Origin of the sequence: Pseudomonas sp. 22526 (assembly GCF_052044735.1) — a bacterium.
Lineage (GTDB): Bacteria > Pseudomonadota > Gammaproteobacteria > Pseudomonadales > Pseudomonadaceae > Aquipseudomonas > Aquipseudomonas piscium.
In genome coordinates, this window is the sequence record NZ_JBQENK010000005.1 from 276,703 (window position 1) to 299,504 (window position 22,802).

General features: G+C 63.8%; 20 protein-coding genes, 1 tRNA gene and 1 pseudogene. 13 read left to right on the top strand and 9 right to left on the bottom strand.

The features are described from left to right. Window positions 1–82 precede the first annotated feature (82 nt). Window positions 83–922: a DUF6602 domain-containing protein gene (locus ACTJKT_RS10170; RefSeq protein ID WP_440786985.1), complete on the top strand. Its 840-nt coding sequence runs from the start codon at window positions 83–85 to the stop codon at window positions 920–922. Window positions 923–1,046: 124 nt separating this feature from the next. On the opposite strand, the gene ACTJKT_RS10175 is transcribed toward ACTJKT_RS10170, so the two are convergent. Further along, the gene (locus tag ACTJKT_RS10175) at window positions 1,047–1,319 is read right to left on the bottom strand and encodes a DUF3077 domain-containing protein (protein WP_440786986.1); all 273 of its coding nucleotides are present in this window, start codon (window positions 1,317–1,319) and stop codon (window positions 1,047–1,049) included. Between the two features lie 319 nt (window positions 1,320–1,638). Here ACTJKT_RS10175 and ACTJKT_RS10180 point away from each other — a divergent pair. Further along, a pseudogene (locus tag ACTJKT_RS10180) lies at window positions 1,639–1,719 on the top strand (BON domain-containing protein); the annotation flags it as partial. Window positions 1,720–1,747: 28 nt separating this feature from the next. Here ACTJKT_RS10180 and ACTJKT_RS10185 read toward each other — a convergent pair. Continuing rightward, a complete protein-coding gene (locus ACTJKT_RS10185) occupies window positions 1,748–2,113 on the bottom strand; it encodes a hypothetical protein (protein WP_440786987.1) in 366 nt (121 codons plus the stop codon). A 307-nt stretch (window positions 2,114–2,420) separates the two neighbouring features. Further along, the gene (katG, locus tag ACTJKT_RS10190) at window positions 2,421–4,631 is read right to left on the bottom strand and encodes a catalase/peroxidase HPI (protein WP_440786988.1); all 2,211 of its coding nucleotides are present in this window, start codon (window positions 4,629–4,631) and stop codon (window positions 2,421–2,423) included. A 433-nt stretch (window positions 4,632–5,064) separates the two neighbouring features. Here katG and ACTJKT_RS10195 point away from each other — a divergent pair, with 433 nt between their 5' ends. From ACTJKT_RS10195 to ACTJKT_RS10205, 3 genes are all read left to right on the top strand, one after another. Continuing rightward, window positions 5,065–5,655: a hypothetical protein gene (locus ACTJKT_RS10195; RefSeq protein WP_440786989.1), complete on the top strand. Its 591-nt coding sequence runs from the start codon at window positions 5,065–5,067 to the stop codon at window positions 5,653–5,655. A gap of 114 nt (window positions 5,656–5,769) precedes the next feature. Then, complete coding sequence (locus tag ACTJKT_RS10200; RefSeq protein ID WP_440786990.1) at window positions 5,770–6,546, top strand: nucleotidyltransferase domain-containing protein; 777 nt, start codon at window positions 5,770–5,772, stop codon at window positions 6,544–6,546. Window positions 6,547–6,716: 170 nt separating this feature from the next. Next, window positions 6,717–8,246 carry a phospholipase effector Tle1 domain-containing protein gene (locus ACTJKT_RS10205; protein WP_440786991.1) on the top strand — a complete coding sequence of 510 codons (1,530 nt, stop codon included), beginning with the start codon at window positions 6,717–6,719 and terminating at the stop codon, window positions 8,244–8,246. 207 nt (window positions 8,247–8,453) lie between these two features. On the opposite strand, the gene ACTJKT_RS10210 is transcribed toward ACTJKT_RS10205, so the two are convergent. Further along, complete coding sequence (locus ACTJKT_RS10210) at window positions 8,454–9,878, bottom strand: MFS transporter (protein WP_440786992.1); 1,425 nt, start codon at window positions 9,876–9,878, stop codon at window positions 8,454–8,456. Between the two features lie 132 nt (window positions 9,879–10,010). Here ACTJKT_RS10210 and ACTJKT_RS10215 point away from each other — a divergent pair, with 132 nt between their 5' ends. Continuing rightward, on the top strand, window positions 10,011–10,901 hold the full coding sequence (locus ACTJKT_RS10215) for a LysR family transcriptional regulator (protein ID WP_440786993.1): 891 nt from the start codon (window positions 10,011–10,013) through the stop codon (window positions 10,899–10,901). 74 nt (window positions 10,902–10,975) lie between these two features. On the opposite strand, the gene ACTJKT_RS10220 is transcribed toward ACTJKT_RS10215, so the two are convergent. Next, window positions 10,976–12,604 carry an ATP-binding response regulator gene (locus ACTJKT_RS10220; RefSeq protein ID WP_440786994.1) on the bottom strand — a complete coding sequence of 543 codons (1,629 nt, stop codon included), beginning with the start codon at window positions 12,602–12,604 and terminating at the stop codon, window positions 10,976–10,978. A gap of 112 nt (window positions 12,605–12,716) precedes the next feature. Between ACTJKT_RS10220 and ACTJKT_RS10225 the strand changes: the two genes are divergently transcribed. Beyond that, window positions 12,717–13,322 carry a LuxR C-terminal-related transcriptional regulator gene (locus tag ACTJKT_RS10225; RefSeq protein WP_440786995.1) on the top strand — a complete coding sequence of 202 codons (606 nt, stop codon included), beginning with the start codon at window positions 12,717–12,719 and terminating at the stop codon, window positions 13,320–13,322. Window positions 13,323–13,427: 105 nt separating this feature from the next. Further along, the gene (locus tag ACTJKT_RS10230; RefSeq protein ID WP_440786996.1) at window positions 13,428–14,090 is read left to right on the top strand and encodes a glutathione S-transferase family protein; all 663 of its coding nucleotides are present in this window, start codon (window positions 13,428–13,430) and stop codon (window positions 14,088–14,090) included. Window positions 14,091–14,263: 173 nt separating this feature from the next. Here ACTJKT_RS10230 and ACTJKT_RS10235 read toward each other — a convergent pair. After that, window positions 14,264–14,338: transfer RNA gene (locus ACTJKT_RS10235), tRNA-Gln, on the bottom strand. Window positions 14,339–14,766: 428 nt separating this feature from the next. Between ACTJKT_RS10235 and ACTJKT_RS10240 the strand changes: the two genes are divergently transcribed. Beyond that, on the top strand, window positions 14,767–16,479 hold the full coding sequence (locus tag ACTJKT_RS10240) for an amidase (protein ID WP_440786997.1): 1,713 nt from the start codon (window positions 14,767–14,769) through the stop codon (window positions 16,477–16,479). A 126-nt stretch (window positions 16,480–16,605) separates the two neighbouring features. On the opposite strand, the gene ACTJKT_RS10245 is transcribed toward ACTJKT_RS10240, so the two are convergent. Together ACTJKT_RS10245 and ACTJKT_RS10250 are read right to left on the bottom strand one after the other, a co-directional pair. After that, window positions 16,606–17,085, bottom strand: coding sequence for a YybH family protein (locus tag ACTJKT_RS10245; protein WP_102678008.1), 480 nt, complete (start codon window positions 17,083–17,085; stop codon window positions 16,606–16,608). A gap of 16 nt (window positions 17,086–17,101) precedes the next feature. Further along, on the bottom strand, window positions 17,102–18,088 hold the full coding sequence (locus ACTJKT_RS10250; RefSeq protein ID WP_440786998.1) for a zinc-binding alcohol dehydrogenase family protein: 987 nt from the start codon (window positions 18,086–18,088) through the stop codon (window positions 17,102–17,104). Between the two features lie 133 nt (window positions 18,089–18,221). Here ACTJKT_RS10250 and ACTJKT_RS10255 point away from each other — a divergent pair, with 133 nt between their 5' ends. Next, a complete protein-coding gene (locus ACTJKT_RS10255) occupies window positions 18,222–19,109 on the top strand; it encodes a LysR family transcriptional regulator (RefSeq protein ID WP_440786999.1) in 888 nt (295 codons plus the stop codon). Window positions 19,110–19,144: 35 nt separating this feature from the next. Here the strand turns inward: ACTJKT_RS10255 and ACTJKT_RS10260 are convergent, their stop codons facing one another. Then, window positions 19,145–20,026: a LysR family transcriptional regulator gene (locus ACTJKT_RS10260; protein WP_440787000.1), complete on the bottom strand. Its 882-nt coding sequence runs from the start codon at window positions 20,024–20,026 to the stop codon at window positions 19,145–19,147. A 102-nt stretch (window positions 20,027–20,128) separates the two neighbouring features. Between ACTJKT_RS10260 and ACTJKT_RS10265 the strand changes: the two genes are divergently transcribed. The 3 genes from ACTJKT_RS10265 to ACTJKT_RS10275 all read left to right on the top strand — a co-directional run bounded on the left by ACTJKT_RS10265 (window position 20,129) and on the right by ACTJKT_RS10275 (window position 22,745). Further along, complete coding sequence (locus ACTJKT_RS10265) at window positions 20,129–21,187, top strand: alkene reductase (protein WP_440787001.1); 1,059 nt, start codon at window positions 20,129–20,131, stop codon at window positions 21,185–21,187. A 10-nt stretch (window positions 21,188–21,197) separates the two neighbouring features. Beyond that, a complete protein-coding gene (locus ACTJKT_RS10270; RefSeq protein WP_440787002.1) occupies window positions 21,198–22,034 on the top strand; it encodes a pirin family protein in 837 nt (278 codons plus the stop codon). Window positions 22,035–22,160: 126 nt separating this feature from the next. Next, window positions 22,161–22,745: an isochorismatase family protein gene (locus ACTJKT_RS10275; RefSeq protein WP_440787003.1), complete on the top strand. Its 585-nt coding sequence runs from the start codon at window positions 22,161–22,163 to the stop codon at window positions 22,743–22,745. The last annotated feature ends 57 nt before the right edge of the window (window positions 22,746–22,802 follow it).

A 22,802-nucleotide genomic window follows, 5' to 3' on the forward strand; every position in this document is an offset into this window, starting at 1 on the left:
ACTGTCGGTCCAGTTGACCATTAGAGAGCTCAAGTCTCAGTATAGTGAGTTCAGATCAATACTGAAGAAAAAGGGAACTTAGATGGCAAGTGAAGTATTTAACGCTCTCCTAAAAGAAAGGATTGATATCTTTAAGTCTGCTTTCTCGAGTGTCTCGACAGAAGTATTCTATGATCAAATCACCAAACGGCTTCGCCATACAGGTGAGTACGGTACCTTTCGTGAAGCAATTGTGCGTGACTTTCTAAAATTTGTGGTGCCGCGCAGCCTGGATTTATCCACTGGCTTTGTAATTACAAGCATGAATGACGTGAGCACCCAGTGTGATATCGTAATCTTCGACTCGAGCATGACCCCCTTATATGTAGAGGGTGACCGCCAAAGATTTTTCCCAATTGAATCAATTTTCTGTATAGGTGAAGTTAAATCGACGCTTGGCAAGTCGCAGTTTGCTGACGCACTGAATAAGTTAGCGAAAATCAAGATTCTCAGTGAGCGAATTTCTCATCCAACGATCATTCGCAAAGGTACGCCGGGACCATTCGATCCACTCAACAATCCTAACGATCTTGTTCCCTCGATTCTTATATGCCAGAAGCTCGATTTTGACATCTCAAACCTCGAGACTGAGATCGATGCAATGTATGACTCTTCGATTGAGCATAGACATAAACACAATCTCATATTGAGTATTGATGATGGTGTTTTAGCGTACGCCTCCGAAGGTGGCTTTCTTCCTTATTCTAGTCTGGCGGGTATTAATCTAAAGCATCAACTCTTTCGACCAACTGAGGGTGGCGTCTGTCACATCAGAGCATTCGCAATGTTTGTATTCATGATCACTGCCAGCAAGACGCTTTTTTATCCAGAGATTTCAGACTACTTGGGCAGCCTAGACGGAAGGTCTCTCATCCAAAGCTAGTGCAGTAGGTCTGTATCTGGCCGAAAGCGGTATCCCACAGAATAAAAAACGCCACTCATCCCCCCCAACGATAAGCGGCGTTTTTTACATAGTTCACACCATAAAACCTTAACTCAAAATCAAATCATCGCCCCTCCCCCAACCCCAAACAAACATCATCAATCACCGCCTTCCCCATCTCCACCAAAAAATGCGAAGCCCAAGCGTAGCGCTCGCCCCGCTCTTCCATGGCGGCATCCAGGGCGAGCTTCTTGGCGTAGTACAGCAGGGTCGAGGCGTGCTCCAGGGCTTGTTTCAAGGGGACGTCGGCGTTAACGCGGAACAGGGTTTGTTCGGGGTCGGTGCATTGACCGAAGGTGACGAAACCCAGGGTTTTGACGGAGGCCTGAGTGCTCATAGGTCACCTCCCGCGACTGTCAGGCAGCAGGTGTTTTTGAGTAGAGGCAGCCGAGACGAAAAGCGGCAATATCCAGATGAATTACGGGCGTACATGGTTGAAGCTCCCATATTGTGCGCCTGCATCTAATCGGGTTCTCAGGCCCGGTCGCTGCTTTTGCAGGGACAGAGGCAGACTAGGTTTGTGCTCAGGGTGAGACAACCGCTAAAGCGTCGCTGTTTATGTCCAGGCCCCAACCATCCAACGCCCCCCCTACCACTCCCCTGCAGACACCGGAGCGCCCTATCAGCCAATACCCATTGCGCGAGAGGGATCCGCCATAAAACCTCATTCCTTCCAGCATTACTCCCATGCTCTGGAAATGGCCGTCCACGATGCGTGGGTCACCACCAAGGTGAAGTAAGCACTGACCTTTGGCGAATCGACGACTACGCGATGAACTCGACGTAGTTCGACTCCCCTCCTCCCGTCGCGCCCGACAACCAGCCCCATACGAAAGACAGCGTGGTACGTCCTGCTTGATCAACACCCACCGTGCCACGCGACCAGCCGGCAAGCAGCTCGCCTTCCGTGGTCAAGCACTGATAAAGCAGCTCGATGGTATTGGGGCCTGTCGCGCGCCCGACTTGATTGCCCATGCGGATCCGCCCGCCTTGGTAAGTGCTGAAAATGGCATCTTCCTCGACCTGGTAATGAAATACCGTGCCTGTGCCGGATAAGCCTTGGGCGTTGTTCGCGACGATAAATCGACGATTGTTCAAACGCTCGCTGACTTGAGAAAAGGGAGTTTCCATAAATGTCGCTTCCTGTTGGTCGAGAGGGTCCATTGCAGCCTTCGGTGATCCTAAGCCATGTGAGCGGCTCTCTCCGATGACTTTGTCGACAGTAAGGTCAATTACGCCTCGATCGCCCGGCGAACACAGGACTGCAAGCGGGGAAAAAGCCGATATTTCGTCACTCCACTCAAGCAAAAAAACGCCTCCCAACAGGGAGGCGTTACGGATTTACAGAAACACTCAGCAGCAAATAAGGCCTTCTACTCCAACCCCCAACCCGAACACTCAGGTCGAGGGCTCTTCCTTTCAGACCTCAAAAGCCCCCTCACCTCAAATCAAACCTATCCAGATTCATCACCTTGACCCAGGCCGCGACAAAGTCCTTCACAAATTGCTCCTGCGCATCCGCGCTGGCATAGACCTCGGCCAATGCCCGCAGTTGGGCGTTGGAGCCGAAGACCAGGTCGACGCGGGTGCCGGTCCATTTGACCTGGCCGGTCTTGCGGTCGCGGGCTTCGAACTCTTGCTGGGCGTCGGACAGCGGTTTCCATTCCACGCCCATGTCCAGCAGGTTGACGAAGAAGTCGTTGCTCAGCGCCCCCGGGCGCATGGTGAAGACGCCGTGGGGGGTGTGGCCGACGTTGATGTCGAGCACGCGCAGGCCGCCGATCAGCGCGGTCATTTCCGGTGCGGTGAGGGTCAGCAGTTGCGCCTTGTCCACCAGCAGAGCCTCGGCGGGTACGCGGTAGTGGCCCTTGAGGTAGTTACGGAAGCCATCGGCGATGGGTTCGAGGTGAGCGAAGGACTGGACGTCCGTCTGTTCCTGACTCGCATCCGTGCGGCCCGGGGTGAACGGCACGCTGATAGTGAGCCCGGCGTTTTTCGCCGCCAGTTCGATGCCGGCACTGCCGGCCAGCACGATCAGGTCGGCCAGGGAGATTTTCTTGCCGCCGGTTTGCGCGCTGTTGAAGTCGCGCTGAATGTCTTCCAGGGTTTGCAGCACCGTCGCCAGTTGCGTTGGCTGGTTGGCCGCCCAGTCTTTTTGCGGGGCCAGGCGCAGGCGCCCGCCATTGGCGCCGCCGCGTTTGTCGGAGCCACGGAAGCTGGAGGCCGCCGCCCAGGCGGTCGATACCAGCTGGGACACCGACAGGCCCGAGGCCAGCAGCTTGCTCTTGAGGGTGGCGACGTCGCCGTGGTTGACCAGGGGGTGGTCGACCGCGGGGACCGGGTCCTGCCACAGCAGTTCCTCGTTGGGCATTTCCGGACCCAGATAGCGCGAAAGCGGGCCCATGTCGCGGTGGATCAGCTTGTACCAGGCGCGGGCGAAGGCGTCGGCCAACTGGTTGGGGTTCGCCAGGAAGCGCCGCGAGATCGGTTCGTAGATCGGGTCGAAGCGCAGCGACAGGTCGGTGGTCAGCATGGTCGGATTGCGCCGCTTGGACGGGTCGTGGGCATCCGGGACGGTGCCGGCGCCCGCGCCGTTCTTCGGCGTCCACTGGTGCGCCCCCGCCGGGCTCTTGGTCAGCTCCCACTCATAGCCGAACAGGTTCTCCAGGTAGTTGTTGCTCCAGCGGGTGGGCGTGGTGGTCCAGGTCACTTCCAGGCCGCTGGTGATGGCGTCGGCGCCCTTGCCGCTGCCGAAGGTGCTTTTCCAGCCCAGGCCCTGCAGCTCCAGGCCGGCGGCTTCGGGCTCGGCGCCGACATTGCTGGCGGGCCCGGCGCCGTGGGTCTTGCCGAAGGCGTGGCCGCCAGCGATCAGGGCCACGGTTTCTTCGTCGTTCATCGCCATGCGGGCGAAGGTTTCGCGGATGTCCACCGCCGCCGCGACCGGGTCCGGGTTGCCTTCGGGGCCTTCCGGGTTCACATAGATCAGGCCCATCTGCACCGCGGCCAGCGGGTTCTCCAGGTTGCGCCCCGGCTCGGCGGCGGGGGCTCCCGGCCCTTTGCCATAGCGTGTGTCGCCCCCCAGCCAGGTGCTTTCGGCGCCCCAGTAGACATCTTCATCCGGCTCCCAGGCGTCCGGGCGACCGCCGGAAAAACCGAAGGTCTTGAAGCCCATGGATTCCAGGGCGACGTTGCCGGCGAGGACGATCAGGTCGGCCCAGGAGATGTTGCGGCCGTACTTCTGCTTGATCGGCCACAGCAGGCGCCGTGCCTTGTCCAGGCTGACGTTGTCCGGCCAGCTGTTGAGCGGCGCGAAACGCTGCTGGCCGGAACCGGCGCCGCCACGCCCGTCACCGGTGCGGTAGGTGCCGGCGCTGTGCCAGGCCATGCGGATGAACAGCGGCCCATAGTGGCCGAAGTCGGCGGGCCACCAGTCCTGGGAGTCGGTCATCAGCGCATTCAGGTCTTGTTTCAGGGCCTGGAAATCCAGGCTTTTGAAAGCTTCGGCGTAGTTGAAGTCCGCGCCCATGGGGTCGGACAGGGACGAGTGCTGGTGCAGGATCTTCAGGTTCAGTTGGTTCGGCCACCAGTCGCGGTTGGTGACACCACCGCCGGCGGCGTGGTTGAACGGGCATTTCGATTCGTTTGCCATGAGGAGCTACCTTTGGTCGTATTCATCCAGCTATCCGGCCCGGGCGGGCGCTGAATAGCGACAGGCGAAAGCAATGACATAGGTTGCAGGGCTCACAGTTCGCTCAACTGATGGTTGTGGCCACAGGCTGCTGGAGAGTGGCAAGCAAGTTGCCAGGACGGTGGCCCACGGTAAGCCCAGTACGCTTCTGACTCGTTCTTCGTTATCTCTTGATCAGGTCTCATCCGGCCGGCTGACGCCGGCGCTGAACTAAGGCTAGACCCTCTGTGGCGGATCGCTAATAGGCGGACTATTGCTTGTTGATAGGAACAAGCTTTTATCCGGCCTGCGCAGATGAAGCCAATGATAGGGACAGCGCCTGCGGGGTCGCCTGCTTTCCGGCCCCTGGCGCGTTTTCACCACGCCCCAAGCCTGCCCAGCACGGGAGAAGAGCATGAACCAGCGCCCGCGTGGCACGGCCATCCACGAAGCCGGCCACGCCCTGGCCTTCTGGTGGAACGGTCAGCCGATCGCCCGTATCAGCGTGCGCACCAGGGCTGAAGCGGCCGCTGGTCCGATGCTCGATCTGCGTGGCACCGCGCATTATGTAGAAGGCTTGGTGGAGGCCGATTACCTGGTCCCGCGCCCCGCCTTCGATGCTCCGGGGATCGCCGAATACCTGCCGTCGATGATCGAGGCCATCGAGCGCGACCTGCTGCATTGCTTTGCCGGCCCGGTGGCCGAAGCGATCTACCGCCATGGCCGATCCGACAGGCTGATCAGGGGCAGCGGCCGCGGCGACCTGAGCCGCGGTCACGAGTTGATCAGCCTGCTGCCACCGCGCAAGCTGCTCGATGCCGAATCCCGGGCCATGGCCCGCGCCAGTTGCCTGGTGCATCGCTACTGGCCGGCGGTCGGCGCAGTGGCGGACCTGCTGCAAGAACGCGGCACGGTCGAGGGGGAAACCATCAGCGCATTGCTGTGCGCCATCAGCGGCGAGTCGCCGATGCCACTGGGTAACGATCTGGCGACCCTCGACTCGTGATAGCAGTGGCCTGAACCGCGCCGGCTTGCGCGATCCCTGAAGTCAGCCAGACTGTCTGCCAACCGCCCGCCTGGCCCGGGCTGTTTTCATCGCCAGCGCCCCATAGAGATCACCATGTCGCAGTACCCAGGCGTCGACGCCGAAGGTTTTATCCAGTCCCTGCCCGACCAACCGTTGCAACCGGCGTTCAGCCCTCTGGTGGATGAGCTGTGCGCCATGCTCTCGCGGCGTTTTCCGGCGCTGCTCGACGGCCTGTACCTGTACGGCAGCGTGGCCCGTGGCGATGCGCGGCCGGGCACCTCCGACCTGGATGTGACCCTGGTGCTGGCCTGGGCGCCGAGCCCCGAGGAGCGCCAGCGGCTGGAGGAGACTCGGCAAGAGCTGGAAGCGCGGCACCCGGAAGTGTCGAAGATCGATTTCGATATCGGCGTGCTCAGCGAGGTGCTGGCGCCCGACAATCGCTACCGCTGGGGTTTCTGGCTCAAGCATCAGTGCCGCTGCATCTGGGGCAATGACCTGGGGCTGCGCTTCGAGCCCTTTCGCCCGAGCCGGACCATCGCCCTGGCGCTGAATGGCGACTTCCCGCAGGTGCTGGAAGGCTACGCGCAACAGCTGGAACAAAGCCGCGAACCTTTGCTGCAACAACGCCTGCAACGGGCCGCGGCGCGCAAGGCGCTGCGCTCGGCCAACCTGCTGCGCGGCGAACAGGAACGCGGCTGGCCGACCAGCCTGGAGGAGCATGCGCAACTGCTGTCGGCAGCCGAACCGGGGATGGCCGAATACGCCGGGTTCTTCCTCAAGCAGGCCTATGTGCCCCAGGGTTCGGTGAGTGAGTTCGTGCAGCGGTTGCGGGCCTACAGCGCGTTGCTGGCGGGGGAAAGCGCGGGCTGATTCCTCACCTGCCCTGGCTTCGCCCTGTCAAATCTGGCCCCTGCCCAATGATGGCATTTTGAATACCTTCGACTAGTGTCACTGAAGCAGCCATTGGAGCGCTCTCCCTGCCTCGGTGGCTGCGGGTATCGCCACGCCATAGTCCGTATCTGGTCACGGAGACCTTCGATATGCGCATTGCCCTTCTATTGAGCCTCGCCCTCCTGTCAGCCTGTTCCACTTCACAGCACAGCGCGATCAACCTGCAAACCACACAAACCCTGGACCACAAGCTACTGGCAAAAGCTCGAATATCCCCCCAAGCAGCAACGACACCCGACTGTAAGGATTACGACGCCAAAGCCGCCGAGGGCATCGAAGATGGCTATCGCAAAGTCCGCAAACGCTGGCAACTGATCAACAAGTGCCTGTACAGCGACCAAGGCCCCAGAAAACTGGTGGTGCTGCTCGATGGCACCGAAAACACCAAAAAGGACAACACCAATATCTGGCGCATGTATAACCAGGCGCTCGAACAGGCCAATAGCGGGGCCAGGGTCATTCCCTATTACGACAAAGGCGTGGCCACCAGCATTACCACCCCCTTCGGCGCCCTGTTCGGCAGCGGGGTCAGCCTGAATATCCGCCAGGCCTACCGTTTTCTGATCGAGGCTTACCGGCCCGGCGACGAGATCTATATCTTCGGGTTCAGCCGGGGTGCCTTTACCGCTCGTTCGTTGAACGGGTTTATCGAAGTCGCCGGCCTGCCCAGCAATCTGAAAGCCGATGACTGGGACAACAGCCTCCTGTGGGGCTGGACCGGCCATATGCACGATGTGGTCGAGGACATGTACGACATCTACAAGTCGAGGAACGATGGCGTGCCTGGCTTCGACGACAAGCTGCGAGACCTTCTGGCGCAATATCGAAAAGCCAATGACATCCATGTCTACGGTGATGGTTTTAATGGAAAGGACGAAAAGAAAGTCGTGGTCAAAGTCATCGGGGTATTCGACACAGTACCGGCGGTGGGCACCAACCTGAAGGAAGAGCCCGACGAACACCGCCTGGAGCTGTATGCCGAGCGCGGCTACCACGCCATGTCCCTGGATGAACAGCGGGCCTCGTTCCGTCTGTTGCGCTTCGGCCTGCCGCAATCGAAGGCACAGGTACTGGAAGAGGTGTGGTTTGCCGGCGCCCATGCCGATGTGGGGGGCGGTTACCTCAATGACCCGGATACCGCCAAGTGCGGTGAAAACCCTTATGCCAAGGGCGGCCAGGGGCTGGAAACCATCCCGCTGCGCTGGATGCTGAAAAACCTCGAGAGCGACGGCCTATTCGCCAACAGCACGAGCTGGCCGGCCGAGTGCATCGGCGGTCCGCTGCATGATGAATTCCACGATGCCAAATACGTGATCAGTTCCGCCTACAAGGAAGCCGGGCTGATTCGCCGCAAACCGGTGGAACGGGACAAGGTCCATGCCAGTGTGTTTCTGAGGATGGATATCCCCCGGTTGAAGGCACCTCATCCCTTGCGCGAACCCGAGGCCCGCTACGACCCGATCAACCTGGGTTACGCCCGGCGCGAGCGCTGCCAGAACGACGACCTGGAGCGCAACTACAGCATTGTCGGCAGCTACAAACCCAATTGCCCGACCACCAACGGCACCATGAGGAAAGGCGCAAACAACGACGCGGTGAACGTCGAGAGCGCCCAGTAAAACCATCGGGCAAGAAACGGCCCGCGATTGTCCCACGCAATCGCGGCCATTCCCCACCACATCTCTGTAGGAGCGAGGCTTGCCCGCGATAGGGCCATCCCATGCAGCGCAACTCTTGCGTCGAACCANAGTCTGTTATCGCGGGCAAGCCTCGCTCCTACAGAAGGCGTTTGCGCTCGTCAGGCTTTTGCTGATGCGGTCTCCGGGCTAAGCCGCCGAATCCACCGCCCGCCGCCCATGCAGCTGGCTGGCCAGTGCAATAGACAAGGCCATGACCACCAGCCCCGCGGCCAGGGCAAAGGTGAAATGCATGCCGCTGGCGACAGCCTCGGCGCTTGCCGTGGTGAGGTCACCGGCCACCGCGGCGAACACCGCGCCCATCAGCGAGGCGCCGGTGATCAGCCCGAGGTTGCGCGACAGGTTGAGCAGGCCGGAGATCACTCCGCGCTGCTCCGCCCTCACGTCACTCATCACCGCGGTGTTGTTGGCGGTCTGGAACGTTGCATAACCCAGGGTGGTGATAACGATGGGCGCCAGGTAGCCGCCGATGCCCAGGCTCGTTGGCAGCAACGCCAGCATCAGGCAGCCAAGGGCCATGGCGCCGAGGCCGGCGAGGATCATGGGCCGCACGCCAAACCGATCGGCGATACGTCCGGCGGGTACGCCGCTCAGCGCGGTGACACAGGGGCCGAGCGACATCGCCAACCCCACCGCAAAGGTTTCCAGCCCGAGCCCGTGGGCCAGGTAAAAAGGCCCGACCACCAGCGTCGCCATCATCACCGTCGAAACCAGCGCGCTCATGGCCAGGCTGCCGCTCAAGGCCGCATCGCGAAACAGCGCCAGGCGTATCAGCGGCGCGGCCACCCGCGCCTCCACCCAGACAAACAGGCCGGCCGCCAGCAGCGCCGCCAACAGCAGCCCAGCGTTGAGCAGGCCGAAATGGCCGCGGCCCAGGGTCATGGCCAGCCCGTAGGCCAGCAATGTGAGGGCCAGCAGCAAGGTGCCCAGCGGATCGAAAGCACCCCGTTCAATGGCCCGCGCCTGACCAGCGGCCGGCAGATAGCGATAAGCCAGCGCCCAGGTCAGCCCGCCCAACGGCACGCAGACCAGGAACAGCGCCTGCCAGCCGAACCCGGCGATCAACACCCCGCCCAGGGACGGGCCGAGGGCGGTGCCGATCGCCGACATCGTGCCCAGCAGGCCCATAGCGCTGCCGGTACGGGCCTTGCTGACCGTCTCGCCGACCAGGGCCAGGGTCAGCGCCATCATGATTGCCGCGCCGACGCCCTGTAGCGCCCGGGCCGCGATCAGCATCCCCAGCGTCGGAGCGGCAGCACAGAGCATGGAGGCCAGGGTGAACAGCAGGATCCCCACCAGCAGCAGGCGCCGCCGTCCCAACAGATCGCCGAGCCGGCCGACGCTGACGATCAGTGCGGTCATCGCCAGCAGGTAGGCAAGGACCACCCACTGCACCTGCTGGAAGCTCGCCCCGAACGCCTGCACCAGGGTCGGCAGCCCCACGTTGGCGATGCTGGTGCCCAGGGACGCCAGCAACATCGACAGCGACAGGCTGGCCAGCGCCCAGCCGACTGACACTCCCTGTGGTTCTGTTCCGGTACTGACTGGCTTCACTCTGCACTCCCCCTCTGACCCGCGCGAAACGGCGCTGTCGCCAATCTAGCCCGCGGTCTAACATGGCGGAAGGCGCAGCCTTTGCAGGTTATTCGTGCATCTGACGCCATATCACTTTACGGGGCCGCCGCCATGTCCACACCCGATCTCAATCTGCTGATCACCCTCGACGTGCTGCTCGCCGAAGGCAGCGTGGCCCGCGCCGCCCAGCGTCTGCGGCTGAGTCCGTCGGCGATGAGCCGGGCCCTGGCGCGCCTGCGCGAAACCACCGGCGACCCGCTGCTGGTGCGCGCCGGCCGCGGCCTGGTGCCGACCCCGCGCGCCCTGGAGTTGCGCGAGCGGGTCGGCCACCTGGTACAGGATGCCGAAGCCATGCTGCGCCCCGTCGAACGGCTCGACCTGCAGCGCCTGGTGCGCAGCTTCACCCTGCGCAGCAGCGACGGTTTCGTCGAGAACTTCGGCCCGGCCCTGGTCGCCCGCCTGCGCGCCGAAGCCCCTGGGGTACGCCTGCATTTCATGCAGAAAACCAGCAAGGACAGCACGCCCCTGCGCGACGGCACAGTCGACCTCGACACCGGTGTGGTGGACGCCAACGCCAGCCCGGAAATCCACACCCGCGCGCTGTTCCGCGATCGTTTTATCGGCGTGGTGCGCACCGGCCATCCGCTGAGCAGCGGCCCGATCAGCGCCGCCCGTTACGCCGCCGGCGAGCATGTGCTGGTATCGCGCCAGGGCCTCGACCGCGGGCTGGTGGACGACGCGTTGCAGGCAGCGGGCCTGGCACGCGATATCGCCACCGTCGTTGGCGGCTTCTTCGCCGCCCTGGCCCTGGTTCGCGCCTCGGACCTGATCGCCGCCGTCCCCGAGCGCCACACCCACAACCTGCGCAGCGGCCTGCACAGCTTCGCCCTGCCGGTGGCCACACCGGAAATCACCGTATCCATGCTCTGGCACCCGCGAATGAACAGCGACCCGGCGCATCGCTGGTTGCGCGACTGCGTGCGGGAAGTCTGCGGGGAGTGAAGCGATTCGAACAACACCGAGTCGCTCCCCTTGCCTTAGTGCGGGGAGTGGCCGCGGCTCGCTGAACCGCCCAGTCACACCTCAGGCATAGCCGCCGGCACAGCATGCTGGCGCAGCGCACGCAAGCTGCCGCGCAGTTCGGCCGGCCGCACCGGCTTGGACAGGATGGCGATATTGCGGTCGTGCAATGCGGCCTGGATCTTCTCGACCTCATGCCCGGTGAGGATCAGCGCCGGCACCGCCCAGCCCCGTTGCCGGCGCAGGTCGTCGATGCATTCGATGCCCGTGGCGTGGTTGCCCAGGTCATAGTCGGCGACGATGACGTCGCAGTCGCTGACCAGGTCCCGGCCGCAAAGCTCGGCCTGGACCACACAGCCCCAGCGCTCGAGCAAAGCCGAAGTGGCCAGCAGCACATTGCGATCATCCTCCACCAGGCACACCTTCAAACCGGTCAGCAGCCCCGCCTGCCGCGCCTCGTCGAAGCTGCCCACTTGCAACTGCGGTGGCGCCAAGGGCAACCCGTACAGACTCACCGCAGTGCCGTGGCCAAGCCGCGAACGGATCGCCACTTCGAGCCCCGTCAACTGCCCCAGGCGCTTGACGATGGACAAGCCCAGGCCCACGCCTTCGACGTCCTTGTCCCTTAGCTCGCGTACCCGATAGAACTCCTCGAACAGGTTCGGCAGGTGTTCCTCGGCAATCCCCCGGCCCCGGTCATAGATGACGATGGCCAGCCCCGCGCCGCGCTTGCGCACGCCAATCAGCACCGGGCGCTGGGCCGCGTATTTGAAGCAGTTGGACAGCACGTTCTGGACCATGGTGGCGAGCAGCGCCGGGTCCGCCCGGACCCAGTGCGCACAGGGGCGCAGGCGCAGCTCGACCCCGGCCCAGCGCGCGGCCTCGGCGTTCTGCCGCACCTGGTCGGCGAGGAATTCCCCCAGGTGCAGGGTCTGGAAACTGGGTTGCACCCGCCCGTTGTCCAGGGTGTAGAGGTCGAGAATCGAGCGAAACAGCTGGGAGACGTTGAGCAGCGAACGGTCGATGTTGTCCACCAGGCGCCGCTCCTCGTCGCCCAGGCGCGCCTCGCGCAGGCAGGCGGTGAACAGGCCGATGGAGTGGATCGGCTGGCGCAGGTCATGGCTGGCCTGGGCGAGAAAACGCGACTTTTCCAGGTTGGCGGCAATCGCCTCTTCCGAGGCCTTGCGCGTGCGCTCCAGCAATATATGGGCGTAGATCGGGATCACCGTGCTGGTGATCAGCAGCATCAGCACCATGAAGGGTTGCGCCTGCCACAGCGGCGTCAGGCGATAGACGATCACCAGCGCCAGCAACGCCAGGGCCGTGGCAATCGCCAGGTAGCGCGAGCCAAAGCGCATGCCGTTGCCCAGGTTGACCCAGACCATCACCGCGTACAGCGGCAGCGCCGCTTCCCCGCCGACCACCAGGCCGAACGAGGTGCCGGTGTAGTCGTGGACCATGCTCAGGATCCGCCGCGCCGGATAGTGGCCGGGCCAGCGCAGGATGGCCTGGCGCAGGACAATCGACAGCAGCAGGAACAGGACGATATAGATCACGATCGGCAGGTAGGTATCGACCCGCTGCCCGGGCAGAAAACCCAGTACACCGATATAGGCCACGGCGCAGCTGCCCACGATGATGCGCAGGTTGGCCTGGTCGAGTTCGGTGTTTTTCTCGAACTTCATGGGGAACATCCTTGTGCGGTAGTCGTCATACCCAGCACGAACCACAGGCAGTTGCCTGGCCCGCTGCTAAAGTAGCATGCCTCAAGGAAGCTCGACCCAAGGAGGGTCCCCCATGACATGTCGGATCATCATAGCCGACGATCACCCGCTGTTTCGCGAAGGCATGTTGCGCACGGTCCAGCGCCTGTTGCCGGATGCGCTGATCGAACAGGCCGGCGACCTGGACACAGTACTCGCCCTGACCCAGGCCGGCGACGAGCTGGATACGCTGATCCTCGACCTGCGTTTCCCAGGCCTGACCTGCGTCAGCCAGTTGGCCGAGTTGCGCAAGCAACTGCCGCGCACCACCCTGATCGTGGTGTCGATGGTAGATGACCAGGCGCTGATCGGCGAGGTCATGGCCGCCGGCATCGACGGTTTTATCGGCAAGAACATCGCCCCGGACGAGATCGGCCAGGCCGTCCTGGCCATTCGCGAAGGCGAGGTGCTGGTCAAGTTCGCCCCTTCCGGCCTGCTGCCCCTGGGCACCGGCGCCACCCTGACCACGCGCCAGCTCGAGGTGCTGCGCCTGATCGCCCAGGGCAAGACCAACAAGGAGATCGCCCGCGACCTGGAGATCTCGCCCTTCACCGTGCGCATCCATGTGTCTTCGCTGCTGCGCATCCTCAACGTGCCGTCGCGGGCCGCGGCGGCGGTGAAATATTCAGGAGGGCTGTAGCCCGGCTCGTCGCCTGCCAGCGCGTGGCCGCCCAGGCAGGTCGATACTCTGTGGGTTGCCCTGCTGGCAAGTTGTGCGCCCCACACTTCACCGAGGAACCGGACAATGCCGCTGACCCTGTATTTCCATCCCCTGTCGTCGTTCTGCCACAAGGTGCTGATCGCCCTGTACGAACAGGGCATCGCCTTTGAAAAGCGCATCATCGATCTGGCCAACGACGCCGACCGGGCCGAGCTGCAAAGCCTGTGGCCGCTGGGCAAGTTCCCGGTCATCCGCGATCATGCCCGGCAGCGCGATGTGCCGGAATCGAGTGTGATCATCGAGTATCTGGACCGGTTTTACAGGGGCCCGCAGCCGTTGATTCCCGAGGATTGGGACAGTGCGCTGGAAGTCCGGCTGTGGGACCGTTTTTTCGATTGCCATGTCCAGGGGCCGATGCAGCGGATAGTCGCCGATCGCCTGTATGGCACCAACGGCGACCTGAGCCGGGAACGCGCGGCCCTGCTGAGCGCATACGCCATGCTCGAGCAGCGCATGGCCTCGAGGATCTGGGTGGCCAGCCCGGACTTCAGCCTGGCCGACTGCGCCGCCGCCCCGGCCTTGTTCTATGCCAGCACGCTCGTGGCCTTTGCCGACGACCATCGCCACCTGAGCGCCTATTTCGAGCGGCTGATACAGCGGCCCTCGTTCCAACGGGTCATCGACGAAGCCCGGCCCTACTTTGTCCATTACCCCTTTGCCGAGGCCATCCCGCAGCGCTTTCGCTAGCAGTCGGGCAAGGGCGAGCCGATGGGGTGATCCGGGCACAGGAAAACGGGCCGCTTGAGCATCCACACGGATACCGGGGCATTACGGGAGTGTTTGATAAAACAGAAGGATGGGTGTTTCGGCAGGACTCGCCTCATGCCTGGCGGCCGAGGGGTATCTGGATGGGTGAGAGATGGCAGGGGCGGCTGGATTCGAACCAACGCATGGCAGGATCAAAACCTGCTGCCTTACCGCTTGGCGACGCCCCTATCTCTGGTGTTGCTTGCTTTCACTGCTAGCCCCGTGGGGCCTCTGCAAGAACGCGCGGAAATTTATCAACTTTTTCTCCGTCTGTGAAGACCAGGATGCATAAATTTGTTTTTAAAACAGCTACTTACTTTTTAAGCCTGGACTGAGGTAAAAACCACCGATACCCGGAAACCGCTAGACAGCGGGCGCCAGCTGCCGATCAGCAGCCAACAACGACGGCCAAGCGTTTAGCGATTCCCCCGCCGGCAACTTGGTGCAAAATACCCCGCTCAGGTTGTAGCCCAGCCCCAGTCGCGTCGTGCCGCGCAACGAGAACCGATATGAACACCCATTGTGAGATAAGCGATGTGCCCAAGCCGCCCAAACCCCAGCGCCAGTGTGATGGCAACCTTCACCACATCACCCATCAGCAGTCGGCGGTAACAGCATGATCGAAGTCACCGAGGTTTCCATTGCCCAACTGCGCGCCGCGCTCGAATCCGGCCAGACCACGGCGGTCGAACTGGTCCAGGCCTATCTCGCCAGGATCGATGCCTACGACGGCCCCGACACTCCCACCGCCCTCAACGCGGTAGTGGTGCGCAACCCCGACGCGCTCCAGGAAGCCCAGGCCTCCGACGCTCGCCGGGCCAAGGGCCAGACCCTGGGGCCGCTCGATGGCATTCCCTACACGGCCAAGGACAGCTATCTGGTCAAGGGCCTCACCGCGGCTTCCGGCAGCCCTGCCTTYGCCAAGCTGATCGCCTATCGCGATGCCTTCACCATCGAACGGCTGCGCGCCGCCGGGGCGATCTGCCTGGGCAAGACCAATATGCCGCCCATGGCCAACGGCGGCATGCAACGCGGGGTCTATGGCCGCGCGGAAAGCCCGTACAACGCCGACTACCTCACCGCGCCCTTCGCCTCGGGTTCGTCGAACGGCGCGGGTAGCGCCACCGCCGCCAGCTTCGCCGCCTTCGGTTTGGCTGAAGAAACCTGGTCCAGCGGCCGCGGCCCGGCCTCGAACAATGGCTTGTGTGCCTACACCCCTTCGCGCGGGGTGATCTCGGTGCGCGGCAACTGGCCGCTGACCCCGACCATGGACGTGGTAGTGCCCTACGCCCGGACCATGGCCGACCTGCTCGAAGTGCTCGACGTGGTGGTCGCCGAAGACCCGGACACCCGTGGCGATCTGTGGCGCCTGCAACCCTGGGTGCCGATTCCCAGCGTGGCCTCGGTGCGCCCGGCGTCTTATCAGGAACTGGCCGCCACCGGCAGCGCCCTGGCCGGCAAACGCTTCGGCGTACCGCGCATGTACATCAACGCCGACCCCGAGGCTGGCACCAGCGAGGCGCCGGGGATCGGTGGCCCGACCGGGCAACGCATCCATACCCGCCCTTCGGTGATCGGCCTCTGGCAGCAGGCGCGCCAGGCGCTCGAAGCCGCGGGCGCCGAAGTGCTCGAAGTGGATTTCCCCCTGGTGTCCAATTGCGAGGGCGACCGCCCCGGCGCGCCGACGGTGTTCAACCGCGGCCTGGTGTCCAAGGAGTTCCTGCACCATGAGTTATGGGACCTGACCGCCTGGGCCTTCGATGACTTCCTGCGGGCCAACGGCGACCCGCAACTCAATCGCCTGGTGGACGTCGACGGCCCGCTGATTTTCCCTCACGACCCGGGCACCCTGCCCAACCGCGAAGGCGACCTCGCCGCCGGCATGGACGAGTACGTGAAGATGGCCGAGCGCGGCATCACCCCTTGGGATCAGATCAGCACCCTGCCCGACGGCCTGCGCGGCCTGGAGAAAACCCGCAAGCTCGACCTCGAAGACTGGATGGACAAACTGGGGCTCGATGCGGTGATCTTCCCGACCGTGGCCGACGTCGGCCCGGCCAATGCCGATGTCGACCCTGCGTCGGCGGATATCGCCTGGAGCAACGGCATCTGGGTGGCCAACGGCAACCTCGCCATCCGCCACCTGGGCGTGCCCACGGTCACCGTGCCGATGGGCGTCATGCCGGACATCGGCATGCCCATCGGCCTGACCTTCGCCGGCCGCGCCTACGACGACTCGAACCTGCTGCGCCTGGCGGCGGCCTACGAGTCCACCGGCAGCAAACGCCTGATTCCGCCGCGGACTCCGGCACTGGTGGCGGGTAAATAATCGGCGGGTAACTAAAAGGGGCGGGATCGGAGCATGACAAGCTCCACTCCCGCCCCGTTGAAGGCGCGCCTGAAAACCGTGATCCATCTGTAGCCCGTTCCAGGACAGCGCCACTGCTTCCTTCATCTACTGGCGTGGCTGGGTGGTCGAGAAAATGTAGCGTGCAAAACGCCATTGGCCATCGCTTTCTCGATGCAACAGGAAAACCTCCTGATTGCCTTCGGCGCTGGCAGGCTGATCGCCCTTCAGCAACTTGACCGTGCCGTTGGAACGGGTCCGGGCAAACGCCCAGTCCCGTGACAGCGGCTGGATCTCATCGATGGTGAAACGCACGTTCAGCCTGATCAGGTCGAAGACCTGCCGATACGCCGCGCGTACCGCGTCACGGCCTACGGCCGGCGGGCTGTTCTGCGGCATGAACACCGCATCGCCGGCATACAGGGTCATGACCTGGTCGAGGTCGGAGGTGTTCAGCGCCGTTTCATAACGTTTGAGTTGCTGGGTGACCGCCGCGGTCACCCCCGCCTCGGCGCCCGGCTTGGCAGCCTGGGCCGCCAGGGGCAGCAACAGGCTGCCGAGCATCAGTGTGATCAATGGGATACGCATGCTGTTCTCCTTGAGATCAAAGCACCACGACGAGCTTGCCCAGTGCACGATCGCTTTCCATCAAGCGATGGGCCTCACGGACTTCGTCAAAGGCGAAGGTTCGGGTATGGATCGACGGTATGCGCTTGGCGGCGAGTTCCTTGGCCAGCCACGGCAATGGCGTGTCCTGCAGGGGCAAGGCCGGCGTCCCGAACAAGCCGCTCGGGAAAAAGTTCAGCCGCACGCCCGCGGGCAGGTCCTGCATCAGGTGGAATTGCTCCAGGATGGGGGCACCGCCGAGCAGTCCGATCACGCTCACCGCGCCGAAGGGTCGCAGGGTCTTGAGCGTGTCTCGCAGGGTGGGCGCGCCCACGATTTCCAGGGCGGCATCGACCCCATCGGGCGCGATTTCGCGAATGCGCGGGGCAATATCGCCGTTGTCGACCACCACCACGTCGGCCCCTGCCTGGTAAAGGCGCTGGCTGTTTTCAGAGCTGCGGGTGGTCGCGATGACCTTCAACCCACGAGCCTTGGCATAGGTGATGGCGGCCAGGCCCACCGATGAAGTGCCGCCCCGTACCAGCAAGGTCTGGCCCTTCTGGATGCCCAGGCTCTTGTCCAGCGCGCCCCACACCGTGAGGTACGCTTCCGGCAGCGTGGCCAGTTGTTCCCAGGACAGCGAAGTGTCGTCCAGAGCGATCACATTGTTGCGCAGCACCGTTACCTGCTCGGCGTAGCTGCCGTTACGGGTGAACTGCATGCCCCCCATGGCCGTGACCACCCGCTGGCCAGTGCGCAACAGGCCCGAGGGGTCTTGGATGACTTCGCCTACCGCCTCGATGCCCGGCACCCGAGGTGCGCTGATGGCGCCCATCTTGCCAGCGCGCAGATAGGTTTCGGCGCGGTTGAGGCCAAAGGCGCGGACGCGGATCAGCACTTCGTCGGCCGTCGGCGCGGGGGATGGGATATCCCGCAGTTGCAGGACTTCCGGGCCGCCGGTCTGTTCGATCACATAAGCTTTCATGGTGGAGTTCCTCAAGTACGTTGTGGGTTGAAGCCATTGCCGCCTGGGCAAGTGACTTCACTATCCATCAATCGAAACTGGAAGATAATCCACACAACAGATAGGCTTCCTCTCACTAATGAGAGGAATAATCATGGACTTCAACGCCGTCCGGATGTTTGTCAGCGTGGCGCAGACCGGCAGTCTTTCCGCTGCCGCCGAGCGCCTGGACATTCCCCTACCGACCTTGAGCCGACGCATTCGTGAACTCGAACAACAGCTGAAGGTACAACTGCTCGAACGCTCGGTGCGGGGCACCAAGCTCACCGACTCGGGGGCGCGCCTGTACGAACACGCCAGCCGCGGCATCGAGGCATTGGTCGAGGGCGAACAGGCGGTGATCAGCGATCAGGCATTGTTGAAGGGCCGCTTGCGGCTGTCGTTGCCGCCCTCGTTCGAACCCTGGTGGGATGTGCTGTCGGCGTTCCAGCGCCGCTACCCGCAGGTCGAGGTCAGCGTGCATACCACGGAGCGGCGCATCGACCTGATCGAAGACGGTGTGGATGTGGCGCTGCGGGTCGGCGCGATTACCCACGAAACCATGGTCGCCCGCCGCCTGCTGAGCTATCGCCACCTGCTGGTAGCCAGTCCCGGGCTGATCGAGCGGCTGGGCCCACCCAGCAGCGTCGAGGCGCTGAACGCTTACCCCTGCGGCGTCTGGAGCCAGGGCAGCCCGGGGACCTGGCAACTGGGAGATGTGGCCTTCAGGCCCAGGGCCATGCTCGCCACCAACGACTATGCGCACCTGCGCAGCCGCGCGCTGGCCGGTGACCTGGTGACAGAGCTGCCGCCCTTCCTCGCGGCACGCGCCATCCGCGAAGGCCAGCTGCTGGCGCTGCTGCCCGACCATCCCTTGCCGGAGCAGCAAATCAATCTGCTCTACCCGTCCCATCGTCACCCATCGGCCATCGTGCGGGCCTACCTGGACTTCTCCCAGGGCTACATGGGTTATCTGACAGAGCTATCGTCCACCCAGCAGTGATCGATCCTGAGGGGCTCAGGCACGACCCGAGTCGATCACCCCTCCTCCAACCGCTCCCGCAAAAACTCGATAAAGCGCTGGGTCTTTGCCGGCAGCAGGCGGGTTTCGGTGAGGGCGTAGACCGGGATGGGGCTGGCCTGCCACTGCGGCATGACCCTGCGCAGGCTGCCGTTGGCCAGTTCCTCGACGACTATGCCTTGCGCCAGCACGGCGATGCCCAGGTCGAGCGTCGCCAGGCGACGGATCAGGCCCACGCTGTTGAGCTGGAAGCGCCCGCCCACCTCGACCTCCAGCGTTTCGCCAGGGCGTGACAGCGTCCAGTTGTCGGTTTTGGGCGAGCGCAGGCGCAGGCATTCATGGCCCGCCAGCTCCCTCGGGTGAGCCGGCTCGCCGAAGCGTTCCAGATAAGCCGGTGAGGCGTACAGATAGCGCGGCAGGCTGGCGAGCTTGCGCGCGATCAGGTTCGAGCTGGGCGGCTCGCCCATGCGAATGACCAGGTCGACCGGCTCGCTGATCAGGTCGACCTGGCGCGGCGTCAGATCGAAATCGAAGCTGATGCCCGGGTAGCGGGCGGCGAACTCGGCGATCAGCGGCGCCAGGTAGATGGTGGCGAAATCCACCGGCAGCGACGCCCGCAACAGGCCGCTGGGTCGCGCCAGCATTTCCCCCAACTGCTCGTGGGCGAGCCGGGCCTCCTCGACGATGCGCTTGCAGCGATCGAAGTACAGCTGCCCCGCCTCGGTCAGTTCGATCTTGCGGGTGGTGCGGTGCAGCAGCCGTAGGCCGATGGCCTTTTCCAGGCCGCTGATGCGCCGCGACAAGGTCGAGTTCGGCATCCCCATCGCTTCCGCCGCGCGGCGGAAACTGCGGGCCTTCACCACCTCGACGAACAGCGCCATATCGTTCAGCAATTCCACGCAGATTGCTCCATCAGTGGATCAGTCATTTCAATTCAGGCGGATTTATCCCGCCTCTGGATTGATCAATGATAACCACATCGCCAATTGAGGAGCACCGCCATGAGTTCGCTTTTTTCCCCCGTCCAACTAGGTCGCCAACGCTTGTCCAACCGCCTGGTCATGGCGCCGATGACCCGTTCCCGCGCCGATGACGCGGGGGTGCCCAGCGAGTTGGCGGTGACCTATTACGCCCAGCGCGCCGGCGCCGGCCTGATCATTTCCGAGGGCGTGTTCCCCGCCGCCCTGGGCCAGGGCTACGTGCGTACCCCGGGGATCGAAACCGCAGCGCAGGTGGCTGCCTGGAAGCAGGTCACCGCGGCAGTGCACGCCCGCGGCGGCAAGATCTTCATGCAGTTGATGCACTGCGGGCGCATCTCTCACCCTTCGCTGCTGCCTGAAGGCGCCCTGCCCCTGGCCCCTTCGGCGATCAAGCCGGCGGGCCAGACCTGGACCGCGAGCGGCCTGCAGGACTTCGTCACCCCCCATGCGCTGAGCCTGGAAGAAATCGCCACAGTGGTCGCGGGCTATCGGCAGGCCGCGCGCCTGGCCATCGAGGCCGATTTCGACGGGGTCGAGCTGCATGGCGCCTCGGGCTATCTGCCGGAACAGTTCCTCTCGTCCGGCAGCAACCAGCGCAGCGATGCCTATGGCGGTTCGGTGGAGAACCGCGCGCGCTTTGTCCTTGAGGTACTGGCGGCGCTCACCGCGGAAATCGGCGGTGACCGGGTCGGCCTGAAGATCTCGCCGGAAATGAACTTCAACGACATCACCGACGCCAACCCGCAGCAGACCTACCGCTACCTGGTGGAGCAGTTGCGCGGGCTCGACCTGGCCTATCTGCACGTGGCTCTGTTCGGCGCCAGCCTCGACTATCACGCCCTGTTGCGTCCGCTGTTCGACGGCCGCTACCTGATCGGTGGCGGGCTCGACCAGCAGGCCGCCGAAGCGCTGCTCGCCGATGGCCGGGCCGATGCCGTGGTGTTCGGCGCGGCCTTCCTCGCCAACCCGGACCTGCCCGAGCGTTTCCGCCTGGGCGCCGAGCTGAATGCGCCGCACAAGGAGACCTTCTACAGCCCCGGCGCGCAAGGCTATATCGACTACCCGAGCCTGGGTGCCTGAGGACACCGCCATGACCCACATCGCACGCCTGCAGCGGATGAACCACGGCAGCCACTTCCGGGCCTTCACCCTGCGCGGAGGCCAGCCCGTCACGGCCATCGACCCCTTCCTCGCGGTCGACCATGCCTGGACCAGCGGGCCGACCTTCCCGCCGCACCCCCATGCCGGTTTTTCCGCGGTGTCCTACCTGTTTCTCGACTCCGAGACCGGGATCGACAACCGCGACTCCCTGGGCAACCGCAACCTGATCCAGCCCGGTGGCCTGCACTGGACCGCGGCGGGCACAGGCGTGGTGCATGAGGAGGTGCCCGCCGAGACGGGCAAGACCGTGCACATGCTGCAGGTCTTCATCAACCTGCCGCTGCAGCTGCAGGGCGCGGCACCCTTCGTCTTCAGCCTCGAAGCCCGGGACGTGCCGGTGGTGCAGCTGCCAGGAGTGAAAGTCCGGGTGCCGCTGGGCAGCTTCGCGGATGTCCGCTCGCCACTGTCGCTGCCCACCGAGGTCAGCTTGCTCGACATCTCCCTGGAGCCAGGGGCGCAGGTAAGGGTGCCGATCGCGGCGGGCCATGGCGCCTTCGTGATGCCGATCGACGGCGAGCTGGCGGTGGATGACCAGCCCTTCGACCTGATGCAAGCCCGGCTGCCGGTGATCCCGCCACAGCCCATGGAGCGCCAGATCAGCCTGCGGGCGGGCCAGGGGCCGGCTAAAGCGGTGCTGTTTTCCGGTCGCCCCCTGGGGCAACCGGTGTATTGGCAGGGGCCGCTGGCCCTTGCCTCGCAAGAGGCGCTGGCCGCGGCCGTCGAGGCCTACCAGCGCGGGGCATTCGGCACGCTGCAAGCGCGCTGATCGCCCTGGCCATCAATCGGGGCGCAACGCCTCCACCCCCGGGGCGTGAACGCCTCTAACCCCAGGGCGCGAGCGTTTCCAATCCCAGGGCGCGAGCGCCCAGCCTCACATACTAGGAGCACCATCATGTCCTACGAAAGATTCAGTGCCGAGAATGCCGCCCTGCTGTTGATCGATCACCAGGTGGGGACCATGGGCTGGGTGAAATCCATTCCCTTCGAAGAGATGAAACGCAACGCGCTGATGCTCGCCAGGGCCGCCAGTATCCTGCAACTGCCGGTGGTCCTGACTTCGAGCATGGAGGAGTACGCCCAGGGTCCGCTGCTGAGTGAACTGGAGCAGATCCTGCCCAGGGAATTCGCCGCGCGCATCAAGCGCCTGGGGATCGTCAACGCCATGGACGACGACAACTTCGCCAAGGCGGTCCAGGCCACGGGCCGCAAGAAACTGATCATCGCCGGGGTCACCAATGACGTCTGCACGGTGTACCCGGCCCTGAGCCTGGTGCGCGATGGCTATGAGGTGCAGGTGGTGGCCGACGCCGGCGGCTCCCCCAGCGCCATGGCCGATGACATCGCCCTGCGCCGGATGGACAAGGGCGGCGTGACCCTGACCAGCACCAACCAGCTGATCGCCGAACTGGCGGGAAGCTGGGCGACGCCACAGGGCGGTCAACTGGTGCAGGTGCTGATGACCGCGCTGCAAGGCTGAACCAGGCAATAAAGGATCGCCGGAAGCGCATGAAGCGGTTCCGGCGATCTTCGTTCA

Excerpts from the sequence above, each read along its gene's own strand:
- ACTJKT_RS10170 (WP_440786985.1), top strand. The coding sequence starts at position 83 with ATGGCAAGTGAAGTATTTAACGCTCTCCTAAAAGAAAGGATTGATATC.
- ACTJKT_RS10175 (WP_440786986.1), bottom strand. The coding sequence starts at position 1,319 with ATGAGCACTCAGGCCTCCGTCAAAACCCTGGGTTTCGTCACCTTCGGT.
- ACTJKT_RS10185 (WP_440786987.1), bottom strand. The coding sequence starts at position 2,113 with ATGGAAACTCCCTTTTCTCAAGTCAGCGAGCGTTTGAACAATCGTCGA.
- katG (WP_440786988.1), bottom strand. The coding sequence starts at position 4,631 with ATGGCAAACGAATCGAAATGCCCGTTCAACCACGCCGCCGGCGGTGGT.
- ACTJKT_RS10195 (WP_440786989.1), top strand. The coding sequence starts at position 5,065 with ATGAACCAGCGCCCGCGTGGCACGGCCATCCACGAAGCCGGCCACGCC.
- ACTJKT_RS10200 (WP_440786990.1), top strand. The coding sequence starts at position 5,770 with ATGTCGCAGTACCCAGGCGTCGACGCCGAAGGTTTTATCCAGTCCCTG.
- ACTJKT_RS10205 (WP_440786991.1), top strand. The coding sequence starts at position 6,717 with ATGCGCATTGCCCTTCTATTGAGCCTCGCCCTCCTGTCAGCCTGTTCC.
- ACTJKT_RS10215 (WP_440786993.1), top strand. The coding sequence starts at position 10,011 with ATGTCCACACCCGATCTCAATCTGCTGATCACCCTCGACGTGCTGCTC.
- ACTJKT_RS10220 (WP_440786994.1), bottom strand. The coding sequence starts at position 12,604 with ATGAAGTTCGAGAAAAACACCGAACTCGACCAGGCCAACCTGCGCATC.
- ACTJKT_RS10225 (WP_440786995.1), top strand. The coding sequence starts at position 12,717 with ATGACATGTCGGATCATCATAGCCGACGATCACCCGCTGTTTCGCGAA.
- ACTJKT_RS10230 (WP_440786996.1), top strand. The coding sequence starts at position 13,428 with ATGCCGCTGACCCTGTATTTCCATCCCCTGTCGTCGTTCTGCCACAAG.
- ACTJKT_RS10245 (WP_102678008.1), bottom strand. The coding sequence starts at position 17,085 with ATGCGTATCCCATTGATCACACTGATGCTCGGCAGCCTGTTGCTGCCC.
- ACTJKT_RS10250 (WP_440786998.1), bottom strand. The coding sequence starts at position 18,088 with ATGAAAGCTTATGTGATCGAACAGACCGGCGGCCCGGAAGTCCTGCAA.
- ACTJKT_RS10255 (WP_440786999.1), top strand. The coding sequence starts at position 18,222 with ATGGACTTCAACGCCGTCCGGATGTTTGTCAGCGTGGCGCAGACCGGC.
- ACTJKT_RS10265 (WP_440787001.1), top strand. The coding sequence starts at position 20,129 with ATGAGTTCGCTTTTTTCCCCCGTCCAACTAGGTCGCCAACGCTTGTCC.
- ACTJKT_RS10270 (WP_440787002.1), top strand. The coding sequence starts at position 21,198 with ATGACCCACATCGCACGCCTGCAGCGGATGAACCACGGCAGCCACTTC.
- ACTJKT_RS10275 (WP_440787003.1), top strand. The coding sequence starts at position 22,161 with ATGTCCTACGAAAGATTCAGTGCCGAGAATGCCGCCCTGCTGTTGATC.